Origin of the sequence: Bythopirellula polymerisocia, from assembly GCF_007860015.1 — a bacterium.
In the GTDB taxonomy this organism is placed as follows: Bacteria; Planctomycetota; Planctomycetia; order Pirellulales; family Lacipirellulaceae; genus Bythopirellula; species Bythopirellula polymerisocia.
Map to the genome: position 1 here is coordinate 34,242 of NZ_SJPS01000015.1, position 16,073 is coordinate 50,314.

The window sequence follows — 16,073 nt, forward strand, 5'->3', positions numbered from 1 at the left end:
GTCGCTTTATCCGTGCTAAGAACGATCAAAATCTTCGGAGTTATCGCAAATTTAATTCAACAAGAATCAAAGGGGGAAAAATAGACGCGGACAATCGTGGATTCAGCAGATTTTCGCTGATTCTTACCAAGACAATCAGTCTGATCCGCGCAATTCAGCATAATCTGAGTTTATCCGCGTTCTATTTCTTCCCTATACATCTGCCCCGCCACCGATTCCCCTGTTCCCTTTTGGGTGCGGCCAGGGGCGTGCTGGGTGCATCTATGGCGAAGAAATTATTCCGCGTTCATGGCAGCTAGTTTGCCTACATGACAGACGAGGGACTTTCATTATAGTCATGCCACTCGCTGTATTCTTCGTGAAAGAAACGCGATATTTGGTGATCAACGCCGAATATAGAGGCTAGCAGAGCAGCACGAATCCACATGCCGTTGCGGGCTTGGCGAAAATAGACGGCTCGCGGATCGTTGTCGATTTCCGACGGTATTTCGCCGAAGTGCTGATCACGTGGAAAGGGATGAAGGATCGGTGCATAACGTTTCATGCGGCCAACCAATTCGAGGTTTAGCTTGTACCGGGACAAGTCCAAGGCCGCAAATTGCGCATCGTCAGAGGCCTGGTTGTGTTCTTTCTGGATGCGTGTCATATAAAGTGCATCGAGCTGCTCGATGACGGGAATTCCTCCGACCTGTTCGTCAAACGATTGCACTTCAATCGTTCGTACTCCGCGGTCGGCCAAGCGCTGTCGTAAGTCTTCACGGAGAGAAAGCGTCGGATCGTCGGGGGCGATGAAGATCAGTGTTACTCCCTCGTAGTTGCCGAGCAAACTTGCCAAGGACCGCACAGTTCGTCCCCTGCCGATGTCGCCGCAAAACCCGTATACTTTGTCCGACAGCCCCTTCGTCAGATCCGGGTAATCACGACGCAACTCGTCAAACCGCGTGGCAGCGGGTGAGTCTTGCGGGCGAGAGAACTGAAAAGTGCGTTGCAGCGTGTAGATATCCAGCAAGGCCTGCGTCGGGTGTTCGTCCGATCCCGAACCCGCATTGATAATTGGCACGCTGCGATTGCCCGAGGCTTCCAAGTCGTTCATCAGATACGCACACGATTCCGCCAGCCGTGCGAGTTTGCTCCGCATGATGATCAGATCAAAATAGCTGGAAAACATCCGCAGGGAGTCGAAGCGAGTCTCACCTTTGGTTTCGGAGGAGGTCGTCGGATCGCGGACCTCGTTACAGGTGATCCCCAGAATTTGGCAGGCTGCCATGAAAGAGAGAAAAGTGCGTGTCGAGGGCTGTGTGAAGTACAGCATGGCTCGCTTATGATTTAGCAGTCGAATAAGGAAATCCTGTCCTTCGCGCATCTTGGAAAGGATGCGGATTTTGTCAGCCGTGCCTGCCAAGTCTTCGAGCATGGGAACCGAAAACTGACCGCTGAAGATGACGTGCCGCAGCCGTTCATTCCGCTCGAATTCAGGCAGCTTCATCCTCACGGGCCGTTCGATGCGCGACTCGTAGTGCAGCAGATCCAACTCATCCTGAGTAGGTGTAGGACTGTCGGGCGACATCGGGGTATTCCTCGGGAAGGCGGCGCAAGCTGTGCTTAACAGTTATCGCATACCGAGGAATTGGTCGTCAACAGTGGGGAAGACTACCACCACTTCACATCCATGGCAGCCAAGATGGCTGGCCGAAAATCAATTATCCGAAACCCGCCAACGGACCTGAAATAGCCACATTATGGTAAGCAATAACGCCCCGTTGTAAAGCAAAGAGAACAAAAGATGCCCCCCAAAGAGTGATAGCGACACTTGCGGAGTCCCCGGAGAACTCGACACCTCCAGTGGCAGATTAAATATCGCAACAAAGGGACTCGCAATTCCGGAGATTTCGACAATATTCGCGGTCGTTCCCGACTTACCGAAGAAATGGACAAACCGGTTGGCGGCAAGAGGCAAAAGAAACAGCGTAACAATAATCAAATACGAGGCGAGCAAACTGGTAGAAGACTTGTGGAATAACGTCGAACAAAAAAGTGCGGTCATGGCCGTCGTACAACAAGCCAGGGCAACCACGACAGCATAGCCAATCATCGTTGGCAAATTATGCCAAAAGTCGAGCGGCATGATGCAGGCCAGCACTACCGGCCACATCAGGAACGAGGTCAACACGCTCGATACACGCAGGCCGGAGAGAAGTTTGCCCCACATCATCTGCCAGGGAGAGATGAGGGTAGTGAGCAGCAGATCGAGCGTCTGACGCTCGCGCTCGCTGGTAACGCTGCCTGCAGTAAAAACCGGGCCGACCAGCATATTGAACAGAAGAACGTAGGCGATGTACCACGGAGCAAGGTGCGGCTTGAGATAAAGCAATACCGCCATCAGCGGGAGCGCTAGCCCCATGCTGATTTGAATCACCAGCCGCAGCATAAGGGTTCCTTGACTGAAAATCTCGCTACGAATTTCTTTGTCATAGATCGGGTTAGCATCCTCTGGCAGGAAGGTCGTCCGCTTGGGGGGCGCGAACAGCCGGTCAGGAAATTCCTCGCGTTTGATGTACAGTCCGACGGCAGACTCCGCTTCCGTGCTCAAGTCAATCGCCTGTTGGCCTGCACTTCCCAGGTCGGGGGCGGCAAGCAGTCGCTTCGAAGTGTTTACAACCAGCATCGCAGTGGCTGATAGGCAGACGAGCGGAACCAACGCAAAGACGACCACAAGACGGGCCTCACCGAGTTGTTCGAGTGCCTGCCAAATGAACACGCCCAACATGGCCAGGGGCAAAATCAACAAATACGAAACTACTAGTGACGCTGAAGTCCGCGAGAAGTAGCTACTACACCATAAACTGATGGCCGTGAAGAGCGTCACTGAAGAGATCATCGCCAGATACGCCGCGACAACTTCGAAGAATTGCACTCCTCCCAACGGCAGGCAGAGCATCACCACCGGCAGTGAACCGATCATCAGTTCTGCGAGTGGACAAAGCGACGCCGCCAGTTTCCCGAAGACGATGGCCCCCGGCTTGACGGGGCTGGCCATCAGCATCTCAAAGCTGTCACGTTCCTTCTCACCTGTAATCGCCCCGGCTGCGAAGCTGGGTGCCATCAGCGACATGAGCATGTACTGCCCGAGAAACAGCAGATTCACCAGCGGCTTGGCCTTGTCGGAGTTCGACATGTCCAGCCGCTCCTCCGCCGGCCACGCGGCATACACCAAAAGCCCCAGCAGCGCCACATAAGCAAACAGCAACACAAACGTGCGGTTCATCCGCAAGTTACTGACGAGCTCTTTCTGCAGGACAGGGTTTTCGAAGAGGTACATGAGAAGAAGTTTCGAGTTGCGAGTTTCGAGGCGCGAGTAGAGCAAAAAGCTACTTCGTATCTTGAACTGAGCGGATCAGGCCGCTCAGCATTTGGCTCTCTTCTTCAGTCATATTAAGAATCTCTGTATGGCGGTCCTTTTCGGCGAGTCCTAAACGTTGCGAAATGATTAACTGCGTCTCCAACTCTGCCAGAGATCCCTTGGCGATGCGCAAGAATCGTAAGAAGTCACCTTGAGACCTGCGAGCATGACCCTCTGCAATATTGGAAGGAATCGAAACCGCCGCGCGTTGCATTTGACTGCTTAATCCGTATTGCTCGCTTTTTGGAAAACAACTCGTCAGGCGATAAACCTTCAGAGATAATTCAACTCCTAACTCCCACACTTTCAAATCGCGATAACCTGACATAGCTTTTTGCGCCTTTCTTTACTCGAAACTCGCAACTCAATACTCGCGCCTTCTGACATTTCCCATCACTCGACTCGGCAAGCCTTGAATCCTCAAGAAGCCTTCCGCATCTGTCTGGTCGTAGCTGCCGCCGCCTTCCATGCTGGCGATGGCTTCGTCGTAGAGGCTGTTGGGGCTGGTGCGACTGTGGACCATGACATTGCCTTTGTACAAGCCTAGGGTGACGCTGCCGGTGACCGGTTTTTGTACTTCGCGGATGAATGCCAGGAGTGCGTCCATTTTGGGGACATACCAGAAACCGTAGTAAACCATCTCAGCCACTTCGGGAGCGATGCGATCGCGGAGATGGACCGTCTCGCGGTCGAGGGTGAGTTGCTCCAAAGCTAAGTGGGCTGCGTAGAGGGCAGTCATGCCGGGGGCCTCGTAGACACCGCGGCTTTTCATGCCCACAAACCGGTTCTCGACGATGTCGATCCGCCCTACCCCGTTGCGACCGGCGATTTCGTTCATCTTTTCGACAATGGCCAACGGGCTGAGCTTCTTGCCATTTACAGCAATCGGTACGCCACTCTCGAAATCGATCGTGACTTCCTCCACCTTGTCGGGGGCCTCTTGGGGCGAGACGGTCATCCCGAAATCTACGATAGCGACGCCATTCACAGTAGGGTCTTCGAGCTTGCCCGCCTCGTAGCTGATATGCAGGCAATTCTCGTCGCTGCTGTACGGTTTCGCCGCAGAAGCTTTCACGGGAATTTTTTTTGCGTCGCAGTAGTCGATCATCTCCGTGCGGCCCGGAAAGAGGTCGCGGAATTCTTTGATTCGCCAGGGGGCAATAATCTGCACATCCGGATCGAGCGCTTCAGCGGCGAGTTGGAAGCGACACTGGTCGTTCCCCTTGCCTGTCGCGCCATGGGCATATGCTTCGGCACCCACTTCGCGGGCTACTTGCAGGCAGACCTTCGAAATCAAAGGCCGTGCGATAGAGGTGCCCAGGAGATAAATTCCCTCGTACTTGGCCTGCCACTGGAGCACTGGGAAGGCGAAGTCGCGACACAACTCTTCGCGGGCATCGATGAGCTGCGACGATTTGGCGCCATTGTCTCGTGCCTTCTGCAGAATCGCTTCACGGTCTTCGCAAGGCTGTCCCAGATCGACATACACGGCATGCACGTCGTAGCCCTCGTCCTGGAGCCAACCGAGAATCACCGAGGTATCCAAACCTCCCGAATAAGCCAACACGCAACTGGGCATAATCACATTCCACTGAGTTAACAAAAACAACCGCGATACAACGCATCGAACGGAAAAACTCGGACAACAGACTGCCCATTGTGGTTCGCCATCGCTCGACTGGCAAGCGGCAGCAGAGGGAAATGGCCCGCGGAGAAACGCGGATTCAGCGGATTAACGCAGATAGGATTCAGTCGGTTGCTATCTACCGATATGAGGCTGAAATAAAATCCGCGAACATCCGCCCAATCCGCGTTTATCCGCGTTCTATTTCTCCTCTGGAAACTCAGTGATCTGCAGTTTGCGAAACTCCAGGTCGGTCGTCGGGTCGTGCCCCTGGATCATGAGCGTGCCCGGTTCAAGCCGCAGGCCGCGGCGGGGGTTTTCGTTGGGCGCCCGGTCGTCGGTCCAGTCGCTTACCTGATATCCGTTGACCCACACAGCCATGTGCGGACCTGTGGCGACGATGGTCTTGGCGAACCATTCATGGTCGCGGGCCACGATTCGACGGGCGTTCTGGCGGCGGAAGATGCCCCCCGTGCCGCAATCGACTGGCTGCGTGGGATCCCCGTCCAGCATCGCGTTGTGAATCTGACTTTCGTAGCCCATCATTAGATCGCCGGGGATGCAGCGGAAGAAAATCCCAGAGTTAATCCCATCGACATTTACTTTGCACTCGAGCTGCAACAAAAAATCGCCGAACTGATCGTCACTTTCCAATTGCCCCGGGCCATTCTTGACAGTCAGTTCACCCTCGGCATCCACGGAGAATTCGCTCTGGTCCGCGCGATCGGTGTTCCAGCCGGTGAGATTGCGGCCGTTGAAGATCGGTTTCAGACCAAGTGGTTTGAGGCGAATGTTGCGGAAGTAGATCGGTCCTTCGCGGAATTGCAGGCCGATGTGGCCGCGTGCAAGCGGGTGGGGATCGTCGTAGGAAGTAACCTCGGTATCGTTAAGAACGATCTTGATCGTGGAGCCTTGGGCGGTAATTTCGAGTGTGTTCCAGCCTTGCAGGCCCGCTGAAGCGGGGCCGGCCGACTTGATACGGGCGACTAGCGACCCGGTGGGGAACGGATTGTCCGCAGGCGCGATGTTGACCTCGTAGCAATCTTTCGCGGGATCAGTTGGGGTGAGCGGAGTACGCAAGAACACACCACTGTTAGTGGTGGCGGGGCCCTGGAACTCGACGTGCAAATCATAGCCGTCAAACTCGCTGGTAGTCATCAACCAACCTTCGGCGCCGGAATCGACCATGATCGCACCGTCCTCGACGCGCCAGTTGGCATCATTCGTCGCCTCCCAGCCAAAAAGAGTTTCGCCATCGAAGAGTGCGATCCAGCCATCGTTAATTTGATCTGGAGTGAGAACCTCGTCCGCAGCATGGGCAACTGACAACGACAAGAGCAGGATCAAGGAGCAAGCGAGTTTAGGCATGATTGTGCGATTTCGAGAAAGGTAATGAAGAAATAGAACGCGGATTCGGCGGATTAGACGGATATGCTCGGATTCGTTAGTAGAGGTAGGATCGTTAACTCCAGCTATTCTGTTCCAGTCTTGTGTTGATGTGAAAAGACTTTGCGACGAAATTCGGCTTTCGGTCCAAAATTTAACAGGAGGCCGACAGAATAACCTGTAGCCTTTAGATAATTGAGGAGCTGAGCTTCATGCTCGCTTGCAATCGACTTAGCTGCTTTCACTTCGACAACTACTGCATCATTTACCAGCAAATCAACAAAATACTCACCAACGATTTGCCCTTCAAAGCTCACGGCAACAGGCCACTGTTTCTTGACTAAACAACTGGCATTCGTAAGTGAAAGTTCTGAAGAGTTTTCATAGACCTTTTCGAGGAATCCATATCCTAACGAATTATAGACATGAAAAAAACTCTTGATGATTGTATCAGTGAGTTCGCCTTGAATAAGTTGCTCTGCCATCAGAAGACTCTATCCAAAAAATCCGCGTTCATCGGCTTAATCCGCGATATCCGCGTTCCATTTCTTCTCTCACCCCTCATCGATATCAATCCGCACGGCAAAGGGTAGCTCCCCTGCCCTGCCCTCGGGGAGTTCGATCTCCACGCGATTGGTGAGACCGATCAAGCGGGTGATTTCTAGCTCGTCGGCGAGAGGTTGGCCATTGATCGACACTCGCGCGTCGGCAGGCAGAGGTTCAACGACGATCCACACCTTTTCACGCGGCGTGAGCCCGGCAGGCCAATTGAACTTGCGCGACCAGACGACCCCCGTTGCGCATGGTTCACATTGCCAAGGCTCGCGAAGTCGAATCGTGTGGATATCAGGCATTAGTAGGCGCTAGTTGTGAGACGCTGGGTGCTAGTTAATAGTATTCTGACTAGCGCCTTGCAACTAGCGCCCAGCGCCTAATCAGCCATACTTCGCGTAACGTTGGCTTCGCGGATGGCACGGGAATTGGGTTCGTAGACCCGCAGCTTGACCTGAACTCCCTTTAGTGGAGAGGGGTAAGGGGGTGAGGTTTCACGCTCATTTGTATCGTCAGGACCGTTGCGTGCAACAAAAATTGGAGGAGTAGTTTGATCGTTGTCGTCATCGTAGTAGGCTTCGTCATCAAGGCCATTGGTGCCTTCGTCTGCGCCGTCAAGTATGTTTGTGTTGCCATCCCGAGCGTCCTGATCGACCTGATCCGTTTCGTAATAGTTCGTCCAGGAATCGTAGGTAGAAGGGGTTCCACGATAATTTCCGGGCGCTGAACCAGGATGCCAACCAACTTGATGTTCCTGTTGGAATAAGGTTGCTGGTGCTCCCACAGGCGCCAAATAGTCAGGAACATTTGACGGTCCATTGTTCCACCCCAAATCAGTATAGGCACCAAAGCCAGTGATAGCACTAGCTCCTAGGGCGACTGCGGACTTAAAAGCTTGGCCTGCATTAGGGCGTATGAGAGTGCCCTGATAATTGTAAAGAGGTGCACCCGGGTCAAATACCTGCACATCAAACGCGAGTGCATTCGTAAGCACAATATCTCCCCCCGCTCGCTCACCACTAAGAGGTTGTAAGGAACTGACGGGATCTCCTCCTGCATCTACCCTTCCAGCCGGCTCATAATAGGTGAACGAAGGAATGCCCTGAAGGTCGACCAGGTTATAGGGGAAAGGATATGGGTAATGACCTGCAGCGTTCTGGGGGTAATTACTAGGGTTTGTCATGTGGGCGAAACGATGTTCACGTCTTGAAAGGTCAGCAAGAGTATTGGGTACCATCTGTTGATTTTCGAATCGCACCGAGATGTCATAATCGTTTTGAAAATCGCGCATCGCCTGGAGCCGCGAAGCGAAAGTGTTGCCGGAAGTCGGATTAAAGATCAGATTGTTAAGATCGAAGATCGGATCGTCTACCGGTCCCGCGGTGGTGTCTTGAGAAGTGACCCAAGGCGCGATCAACAAGACGCGCCGATAGATAGTTCTCATCCCAGGCTCACCTCGTGAACCGTCGGCAGGATTCTCTACCGCGAACCAGATCACTTCTGCGAATTGAGATTCGATGGTCGTGCCAATCCAATTGGCTGGCTGGGTGGGATCAGAGCCTGGTATAAGTGTGCGGCCTCGGCCTCGAAAGGGAGTACCGCGGCTTTCGACGGTCATTGCCAGGATATCGTCGAAATCTCCGAGCGAACGAAAATCTGTTACCAGTGAAGGGTCAACTAGATTGCCCTCTGCATCAGACACCGTGTTGCTAGATGGGATCAAGGAGATTGCAGGGTCTACATTGTTTGGAGGATTATTTATCAAACTACCGTTCAATGGATTCTCATCCGAGGCCTTTCCCTCGACGATTTCAAAATACCCGTTGGGTTCACCGACATCATCCGTCCGTACAGTCGCCCCGGCTAAATCGCTGTAGAGGCGCGCCCTGGCAATGCGCAGGTCGGCGCTGATCTCCATGGCCCCTTGGCGATTGCTGACTCCCGTGCTGATGTTGGCGAACAGATTGACCACCGCCGCCATCATCACCAGGGTGATCGCCATGCCGACGAGCATTTCGATCAAGGTGAGGGCGCGGCGCGAATTGGCCGCCAAGTAGAATGAGCTGATTTTCGGCATAATAACTCTTGTTCCGCTCTGGACCGGGTGCCTCTGAATCCAACGGTCTTGATACTACCATTGCACCGCGCAGGGGGCCAAAAGTCAAGCAGAACTCGGTCGAAATGACCAACGGCCAAGACCCAATGAGCAATGAGATTGAATTTGCAGCACATTAAAACGTCCACCACCAGTGATTGAGCAATTGTGCCTCACTGCCGATTGGGATGTGGCGTGTTACAATACAATTTGGTAGAGAAATTAGCCGCGGACTAACGCGGATTTGACGGATAAAACGCGGATCATTGAATTCGGTATCTTCTATGATCGGCGAAAATCCGCACAATCCGTGTTCGTCAGCGTTCCATTTCTTCTCTTCAAACTCAACTCAGGCCAACCCGACATATGCGAATCAGTTCCATCCCCCAAATCTATCGCAACGTCAATCGCTGGGGAGAGATCTTTTCCATACTCAGTAAGTACGGACTGGCGGGATGGCTGAGCCGTTTTGATTTTTCGCTTGGTAAGTCGCTGCTGAAGAACCGCAATGGTCAGGTGCTGGCCAACGAGAGTCGCGAAACACGTATCCGACTGGCCATGGAAGAATTGGGGCCCTCCTTCATCAAGCTTGGCCAGGTTATGAGTACCCGGCCTGATGTGGTCGGCACGGAGTTGGCCAACGAATTGCAGAAACTTCAAACGGAGGTGCCCGCCGATTCTTTAGAGGAAGTTGCCGCAGTCATCGCAACGGAGTTAGGCCAGCCGCTTGATGTCTTGTTTGCCGAGTTCTCCGAGAAGCCGGTTGCCTCGGCTTCGATTGGCCAGGTGCATCGGGCCCGACTGCATTCGGGTGCCGACGTGGCAGTGAAGGTGCAGCATCCGCAGATTAAACAACGAATGCGTGTCGATCTGGAGATTCTCACAGGTTTGGCCCAGCTTGCGGAGAAATTGCCAGAGCTACGCCCCTACCGGCCCGCACTTGTCGTGAGCGAGTTTCAACGGATGCTCCGGCGGGAGTTGGATTTCACTTGCGAGCGGCGACATCTTGACCATTTCAACCGTGCCTTTGGTGAGAGCACTCAGGTAAAAATTCCTGCATCGCATCCTGACTTGAGTACCGAGCGAGTACTGGTGATGGAATGGCTCGACGGTGTGCCGCTTTCTTCGCCTGAAAGAGTGCGAGCCGTTGGTGTCGATCTGGCTGAAGTGGCCCGGGCCGGGGCCGAGGCTTATTTAGAGATGATCTTCCAACATGGGATCTACCACGCGGACCCGCATCCAGGAAATCTACTCTTGATGCCGGACGGCAAGATCGGGCTACTTGATTTTGGCATGGTCGTTCGCATGGATGACTCGATCCGCGAGGCAATCGAAGAGATGCTCCTGGCGATTGTCGAGCAGGACGCCAACCGGCTGGGGTCGGTGGTAGTTCGTGTGGGTGCAGTGCCGGCAGGACTGGACGAGACGAGTCTAAACCTAGACCTGTCGGACTTCGTGGCGCATTATGCCAATCAGTCGATTGACCGGTTTGAGCTGGGGGCGGCCCTGACGGAGATGATCGACATCATGCTCCAGTACCATATCATGCTCCCCTCGCCTATGTCGTTGCTCTTGAAGGTGCTGATCATGCTGGAGGGGACCGCCAAGCGGCTGCAGCCGGACTTTAGCCTGATGGAAGTTCTGGAACCCTATCGGCAAAAGATCGTCGCGCGACGGATGTCGCCCAAGAGGCAGCTTCGCAAGGCGCGGCGAATGGCGTATGAGATGCAACTCTTGGCAGAAGTGGTCCCCCGCCGCCTGCGCGACATCCTGCAGCAGGTACAGGCGGGCCGCTTTGACGTACACTTGGATCACCGGGGATTGGAGCCCTCGGTCAATCGGCTCGTATTGGGGATGTTGACCAGTGCCTTATTTCTGGGCTCAGTGCTCTTGGTGACCCATCAAGTGTGGCCACTGAAAGAAGTCTCGGTCCCAGGCACAGCAGGATTTCTTTTGAGTGGAGTTCTCGGACTGCGCTTGCTGCGAGCGATCAGCAAGTCGGGGAGCCTGGACCGGCGGAAATAGCAGCTTAGGCGGCTTGCTGAAGGTCGGGTTCGAACGATGCCTCTTTCGGCGGAGATATTTTCTTGAGGACCTCCTCAATATCCAGGCACAACGAGTCTAGGGCCTGGAGAACCTCGGCATGACGCCGGTCGAGATTCTGGAGCGTTTCGCTAGTGGCAAGTTCAGGCATGGAAGAAAGGTATTGGGTGTTAGCTTTTAGTCGTTAGCTCGTTGAGCCACCCTAAGCAATCGGCAGGCAAACCGTCGGCGGTGGAGCCAAGATGGGCCCCTTCAGCTTGCGTTTTCGCTCAGCAAGTAGGGAAATGCAGGTTGTGCCGAGGAGGACTGGCAGACGCTGTTAAAATTGTCAGAATCTGCGGATATTGCTGACTGCGAAGGCATTTTGGCTGGCGGTGGGCTGGACTGACAACTGTGTCGATGCTACTTTAAGTGTTTGCCCACAAGAGGTTAGGCCTGCTGGCAGTGTCGTCGGTCGGGCTTGTCCATGGAACAAGTTAGGAGATACCCTTGGTTAAGTTGACGTTGCGGGAAAGAGAATCTGCTCAAGAAGCCGTTCGTAGATTTCGTAAGTTGGTGGAAAGAAGTGGGATCAAGAAGGAAATTCGTGTCCGCGAGTTTTATGAGAAACCAAGCGAGACCAAGCGCCGTGCACGGCTACGGGCACAACGACGTGCGCGTCGAGATCGCCTCATGCTCACCAGCCCTGCTGGCCGACGACCAGTATGAGTCGTCTCTAACTGACCCGCGCAGTTCCTCCCCGGAATTCTAAAAGGGTGCGGCGACAGGTGCTAGATTTCAGCCAGCACTTCTGGCATGCGCTGAACAAAATCCCGGATTTCGTCGCGCACGCTGCGATAATGCTCGAGCGCCTTTTCTTCCAAACTCTCATTACGCGCTAATCCCGCTGGGTCATCAAACGGCACATGCATTTTGTGTGTCGCCGTTGGCAGCATCGGGCATTTCTCATCGGCGTGTGAGCAGACGTTTATCACCACTTCGGGCTTCACATCAGCGAGCTCTTCAATCGTCTGCGACTTCTGCACGGATATCGACTCCGGCTTCTTGCATCACACGCATCGCAAGTGGGCTAAGCCTGTGAGCCACAATCCCTGCCGAATGGACTTTGTAGGTGTCAGGATGCAGGTGCCTCGTCTACACCTCTGTCATCTGGCTGCGACAGGAGTTGCCCGTGCAGAGAAAAAGGATCTTGGGATGCGCCATAGATTGCTTCTTCTGATGTCTGTCATTCCGAGGGGAGCCATAAAGTTCCTCAGGGAAAGCCACATTATCCCGCAGGGAAAGAATGGCGACTAAAGAAATTTGGTTAGCGGTCCATAGGCTCTCTTGCGCACGTAATGCCTGCCGAGATCCCTCAGGGCGTACAACTTCCTCCGAGACAATGCACGTATCCCTGCGTACAAAAAAAACACGCCAGCCGTTTTCGCGGCTGGCGTGTCGGAGATAGTCAAACTGTGATGGTACTTCTTAGTAGGAAAAGACAGCCCGAGCGAAGAAACCATCGAAGCCCAGAATGTTGGCATCGTCGAAGTTGTTCAACTGCAAGCCGGGAACGGTCCAGTCGTATTCGTCGCGAATGCCAAGGTCGTGCCAAGCGGCGATGAAATAACCAGAGCTAAGCTGGATATTGTTTGATACCTGGGCACTAACACCGGCTTCGATTTCGGTGACTGGAATCACGCGACAACCGGAGTTGCTATAGGAACGCAACGTCAGCGGAGCCGTTCCATCAGGATCGTCGGTCGTGTAGGTGCTAATATCCATGTCGCCTACTAACAAGGAGAGGTCACCCTTGGCGTAGGCACTGACGCAACCGGAGCGACCAAAGTACCTGCGGCCAATGAAGCCAACGCGAGCACCAGCCCCATTGAAATTCAAGGTGGTTGTTGCACTATCGATTTGGTCGGCGTTGTTGGCAAGCGCCAAGTTGCTGCGTGCCCAATCGACTTCAGCAAAACGAACACCGGCCGTCCAGGTTATGTCCCAAGCTGGACAAGGGCAGCAACCACATCCGCTGCCACAACCGCACGAGGAACCGCCACCACAGCAAGTGTCGCAACAAGTGTCGCCACAACATGAGTCACAGCAACCACTGCTGCAGCAACCCATAGGGCAACCCAGTGGAATCGTCTTCGATACACCTAGATCGTAGGACTTCACGTCGACATCGAGGTTACCTCGCAAGGAACCATTGTCGCCGGGAGCGTCTACTTCATAAGGGCCGAAGATTGTCGTTCCGGTCGAAGCAGAAGTATCCGTGACATTGAAATCACCTTCACTCTGGTAGCGAGCGAAATTGAAGACAATTGCTCCACCGCAGTCGCAGAAATTAATGCCACCTCCGAAACGGTAGGAAGAGGTGTAATCCATGTCATACTCGACGATGCTTTGACCACCTTGTGGATCGTTCGGGTCGCTAACGATATACGCGAGTGCTTCACTGAAGCAGGCTCGGGCGTAAATGTAGTCGCCGTAGAAAAAGAGCTGGCTATCATGACAGCACAGTGCTGAGCCAAGCCCTAAATTGCCCCCACCGGAGCAACCGCTGGAGCAACTCCCTGCTGAGCAGGTGCCAAAATAGTCTACCTGCTCGATCTCATTGTAATTGGCCAATGAATCGCTGGCTTGCCGAGCGGCAGAATTGGCGGTCTGATACTCTCTCTGATTGGCAGCCTGTGCGGTTTGTCCCGCTAAGAGTGCGAAGCTGACTGCGAGCGCAGCAACTTCCCTGAAACGAAATTTCATCTTGGATCCCCCCCCTACATAGGAAATTTCGAACTGGACGACGCTTGCGGGCGCACTGCCTGCGAAGGAAGCAAAACAAGCACTGGATCACCTACCAGCACTGTCCGCCAGTTCGATTATTCGTATAGAGAAGAGAATCGGAACCCGCGTACCCGTTACTTTCCCTTTTTTCCGGATAAACCGAGGAATTCGTACAATCCTGCGAAATCACCTATCCGGAAAAAGTTCCCAGGCAGGGAGAGACTCGAAATAAGTGCCAATCCCCATCCCTTCTCTCTGGGAGAGTCGGACGCATTGGCGGCCGAGGAAGGGGTGGGGGGGCATTTCGGTATGGGGAATCGACTCTAAGCAGCGGTGGCTTCCAGCCGCCGCTGAGGAGAATCATTAAGCGCGGCGGCGACGACCGATCAGACCAAGCATTGCGATCCCCAGCAGAGATGCCGTGGCAGGCTCAGGAATAGTGCCCCCATCGGTCTCGAACATATTCGTCGGGGTTTGGGCGTGGTAGACCTCAAGTAGGCCTGCATCGGAAACCGTAGGAGGGCCATTCAAGGTAGTGAGGGGGGTCGTCGCATCAGGCATACCGGTCATGCTGAATGTTGCTTGAACCATAGCCGGATCAGTTGGTCCATTTCCAGCGTCGGAACCCAACAGGACTTCGCGATAGTCGGGGTAAAGAGCACTGATAAACGGAGTGGGATCAAGATCGATACGGAAAATGGCTGCGTTCTGAATACTTGGAGTCGAAGTCAGCCCTGTGAAGCTAAGAGTCAATTTTGTATTGGTAGCGTCCAGCACACCCGTGACGCCTACGCCCGGATCGGAGCGATTCGTGGGTGATACGGGGGTGCCGTTAAATCCTTCGGAAGGACTGTCGCCAAGTCCGAACGAAAATCCAGCTTGCTTGAGATCAATCACAAAGGTGCTAAGCTCATTTTCCTGTGCAGAAAGGTTCTGAACAAGAATTGCCGGACGATTCCGTTGCTGGAGGCGGATCGAGGGGTTCTTGCAAGACTCTTCGTGATGAATGGCATTGAGCTGTGCCTGGGTGATTTCACCGCGATTGAAGTCCAGAATGGCCTCCAAATAGCGATCGCTCTCACCGATCATGAAGTTGAAATTGCCGATGACTACTGCGTGAGATGTACTCGCTGCAAGTCCAACAAGCACAAGTGCTGCGAGCGATGCAAGCGAGTAGCGGATCACGGTTGCGGTCGAAATGAACTGATGTAGTAGTGTGTTTTTCATAGGTGTCTCCAATTTACAACCGCTCGTGGTTTGCCATCCGATGGCGTTTCCGACTTAGCACTTAGGTTTGCTGTTTTGCCGTAGCAAAAACCTTAGCGGTGTGGGCAATAGTCTCTGGTGTGGTGATGGGTCTAAGCCAGGGAGGAGACCTATAGAACGTGTGTCAAACGTAAAGCACGTTTGACAGCATTCGATTGGCGAGGGGTGCAAAAATGCAGGGACTTGCGGCCAGCTAAGGAGCTGTCTTCAAGAAGTAATCGCGCACTTGTAGCGTGTCGAATTAACCGCGTGTCCAGACCCGCAAACATGTGGTGGAGCGAGAAGCATCTCTCAATGCTTGCCGAAGCACATTATATGTTTGATACCGGGGGGCACAGGCTTGAGCTAAGGTGGTCCCACGTACAACTAAGTGGGAAATGCTCTTGCAGGAAACCTGGAAGTCGATCCATCCACAGGAAAGCTGAGATTATCTAATCCTGGAAAACGAAAAATCGTTTAAAGGAACTGCACTCAGCAGGAAAGATGGTGTCGTGAACCCAGGCTACCAATTTCACCTGTCCGGACAACGAAGAGTCAACTCGACTCGTCGCCGATCGAATGTTCATGAGGTCCACAACCCAATCGAAAAAGGAAAAAAATGTCTTAAAAAGCAGGCATTTCGAACGCCGCTATCTAGATTCTAATCGCTTGTAAGAGTGCTGTCAATCAAATTCCCACGGAATCTGCGGAATTGTGTGAGCGTCTCGAAAGTAGGTGTGAAATTTGCTCTAATTCTGTTGTGCGGGTAAGTCTTCCTATTTTCCACATTTCTAGGAGTCGATCATGTCCACATCCCCCCAGGAATCTTTGGACCTCAACGAAGAAGAACAGCTCCTATACGAGCGTTTAGAGGGCTGCTTTGAGCAGGAGCGTAAGCGCGTGGCTAAGCTGCTGGCCGATAAGGACGACTCGAACCTGTTCGGCCAGACGGAGTACGATCT

General features: G+C 53.6%; 14 protein-coding genes. 2 read left to right on the top strand and 12 right to left on the bottom strand.

The genetic code is table 11. From position 1 onward, the window contains the following. Positions 1-304 precede the first annotated feature (304 nt). The 8 genes from Pla144_RS23550 to Pla144_RS23585 form a co-directional block, all read right to left on the bottom strand. Entirely contained in the window at positions 305-1,567 is a 1,263-nt protein-coding gene (locus Pla144_RS23550) for an aspartate/ornithine carbamoyltransferase family protein (RefSeq protein WP_146453163.1), read from the bottom strand. 129 nt (positions 1,568-1,696) lie between these two features. Next, positions 1,697-3,319, bottom strand: coding sequence for an ABC transporter permease subunit (locus Pla144_RS23555; protein WP_146453164.1), 1,623 nt, complete (start codon positions 3,317-3,319; stop codon positions 1,697-1,699). Positions 3,320-3,368: 49 nt separating this feature from the next. Continuing rightward, positions 3,369-3,728: a four helix bundle protein gene (locus Pla144_RS23560; RefSeq protein WP_146453165.1), complete on the bottom strand. Its 360-nt coding sequence runs from the start codon at positions 3,726-3,728 to the stop codon at positions 3,369-3,371. 36 nt (positions 3,729-3,764) lie between these two features. Further along, positions 3,765-4,979: an argininosuccinate synthase gene (locus tag Pla144_RS23565; RefSeq protein WP_146453166.1), complete on the bottom strand. Its 1,215-nt coding sequence runs from the start codon at positions 4,977-4,979 to the stop codon at positions 3,765-3,767. 246 nt (positions 4,980-5,225) lie between these two features. Continuing rightward, positions 5,226-6,392: a 3-keto-disaccharide hydrolase gene (locus tag Pla144_RS23570; protein ID WP_146453167.1), complete on the bottom strand. Its 1,167-nt coding sequence runs from the start codon at positions 6,390-6,392 to the stop codon at positions 5,226-5,228. Between the two features lie 104 nt (positions 6,393-6,496). Beyond that, positions 6,497-6,895: a GxxExxY protein gene (locus tag Pla144_RS23575; protein WP_146453168.1), complete on the bottom strand. Its 399-nt coding sequence runs from the start codon at positions 6,893-6,895 to the stop codon at positions 6,497-6,499. 69 nt (positions 6,896-6,964) lie between these two features. Beyond that, positions 6,965-7,264 (bottom strand): hypothetical protein, encoded by a 300-nt coding sequence (locus tag Pla144_RS23580; RefSeq protein ID WP_146453169.1) that lies wholly within the window; start codon positions 7,262-7,264, stop codon positions 6,965-6,967. A gap of 77 nt (positions 7,265-7,341) precedes the next feature. Next, positions 7,342-9,039, bottom strand: a complete 1,698-nt coding sequence (locus tag Pla144_RS23585; RefSeq protein WP_146453170.1) for a PilW family protein — start codon at positions 9,037-9,039, stop codon at positions 7,342-7,344. A gap of 384 nt (positions 9,040-9,423) precedes the next feature. On the opposite strand from Pla144_RS23585, the gene Pla144_RS23590 reads away from it, so the two are divergent. Continuing rightward, a complete protein-coding gene (locus Pla144_RS23590) occupies positions 9,424-11,082 on the top strand; it encodes an ABC1 kinase family protein (RefSeq protein ID WP_146453171.1) in 1,659 nt (552 codons plus the stop codon). A 4-nt stretch (positions 11,083-11,086) separates the two neighbouring features. Here the strand turns inward: Pla144_RS23590 and Pla144_RS24905 are convergent, their stop codons facing one another. Further along, positions 11,087-11,251 (bottom strand): hypothetical protein, encoded by a 165-nt coding sequence (locus Pla144_RS24905; protein ID WP_197530972.1) that lies wholly within the window; start codon positions 11,249-11,251, stop codon positions 11,087-11,089. A gap of 338 nt (positions 11,252-11,589) precedes the next feature. On the opposite strand from Pla144_RS24905, the gene rpsU reads away from it, so the two are divergent. Continuing rightward, positions 11,590-11,808: a 30S ribosomal protein S21 gene (gene rpsU, locus Pla144_RS23595; RefSeq protein ID WP_146453172.1), complete on the top strand. Its 219-nt coding sequence runs from the start codon at positions 11,590-11,592 to the stop codon at positions 11,806-11,808. A gap of 62 nt (positions 11,809-11,870) precedes the next feature. On the opposite strand, the gene Pla144_RS24910 is transcribed toward rpsU, so the two are convergent. The 3 genes from Pla144_RS24910 to Pla144_RS23610 form a co-directional block, all read right to left on the bottom strand. Next, positions 11,871-12,125, bottom strand: coding sequence for a hypothetical protein (locus Pla144_RS24910; protein WP_197530973.1), 255 nt, complete (start codon positions 12,123-12,125; stop codon positions 11,871-11,873). 442 nt (positions 12,126-12,567) lie between these two features. Then, positions 12,568-13,845, bottom strand: a complete 1,278-nt coding sequence (locus tag Pla144_RS23605) for an Lpg1974 family pore-forming outer membrane protein (RefSeq protein WP_146453173.1) — start codon at positions 13,843-13,845, stop codon at positions 12,568-12,570. Between the two features lie 384 nt (positions 13,846-14,229). Continuing rightward, positions 14,230-15,093: a PEP-CTERM sorting domain-containing protein gene (locus Pla144_RS23610; protein WP_146453174.1), complete on the bottom strand. Its 864-nt coding sequence runs from the start codon at positions 15,091-15,093 to the stop codon at positions 14,230-14,232. Positions 15,094-16,073: the final 980 nt, after the last annotated feature.

Coding starts and splice junctions, on each gene's coding strand:
- Pla144_RS23550 (WP_146453163.1), bottom strand. CDS start 1,567: ATGTCGCCCGACAGTCCTACACCTACTCAGGATGAGTTGGATCTGCTG.
- Pla144_RS23555 (WP_146453164.1), bottom strand. CDS start 3,319: ATGTACCTCTTCGAAAACCCTGTCCTGCAGAAAGAGCTCGTCAGTAAC.
- Pla144_RS23560 (WP_146453165.1), bottom strand. CDS start 3,728: ATGTCAGGTTATCGCGATTTGAAAGTGTGGGAGTTAGGAGTTGAATTA.
- Pla144_RS23565 (WP_146453166.1), bottom strand. CDS start 4,979: ATGCCCAGTTGCGTGTTGGCTTATTCGGGAGGTTTGGATACCTCGGTG.
- Pla144_RS23570 (WP_146453167.1), bottom strand. CDS start 6,392: ATGCCTAAACTCGCTTGCTCCTTGATCCTGCTCTTGTCGTTGTCAGTT.
- Pla144_RS23575 (WP_146453168.1), bottom strand. CDS start 6,895: ATGGCAGAGCAACTTATTCAAGGCGAACTCACTGATACAATCATCAAG.
- Pla144_RS23580 (WP_146453169.1), bottom strand. CDS start 7,264: ATGCCTGATATCCACACGATTCGACTTCGCGAGCCTTGGCAATGTGAA.
- Pla144_RS23585 (WP_146453170.1), bottom strand. CDS start 9,039: ATGCCGAAAATCAGCTCATTCTACTTGGCGGCCAATTCGCGCCGCGCC.
- Pla144_RS23590 (WP_146453171.1), top strand. CDS start 9,424: ATGCGAATCAGTTCCATCCCCCAAATCTATCGCAACGTCAATCGCTGG.
- Pla144_RS24905 (WP_197530972.1), bottom strand. CDS start 11,251: ATGCCTGAACTTGCCACTAGCGAAACGCTCCAGAATCTCGACCGGCGT.
- Pla144_RS23605 (WP_146453173.1), bottom strand. CDS start 13,845: ATGAAATTTCGTTTCAGGGAAGTTGCTGCGCTCGCAGTCAGCTTCGCA.
- Pla144_RS23610 (WP_146453174.1), bottom strand. CDS start 15,093: ATGAAAAACACACTACTACATCAGTTCATTTCGACCGCAACCGTGATC.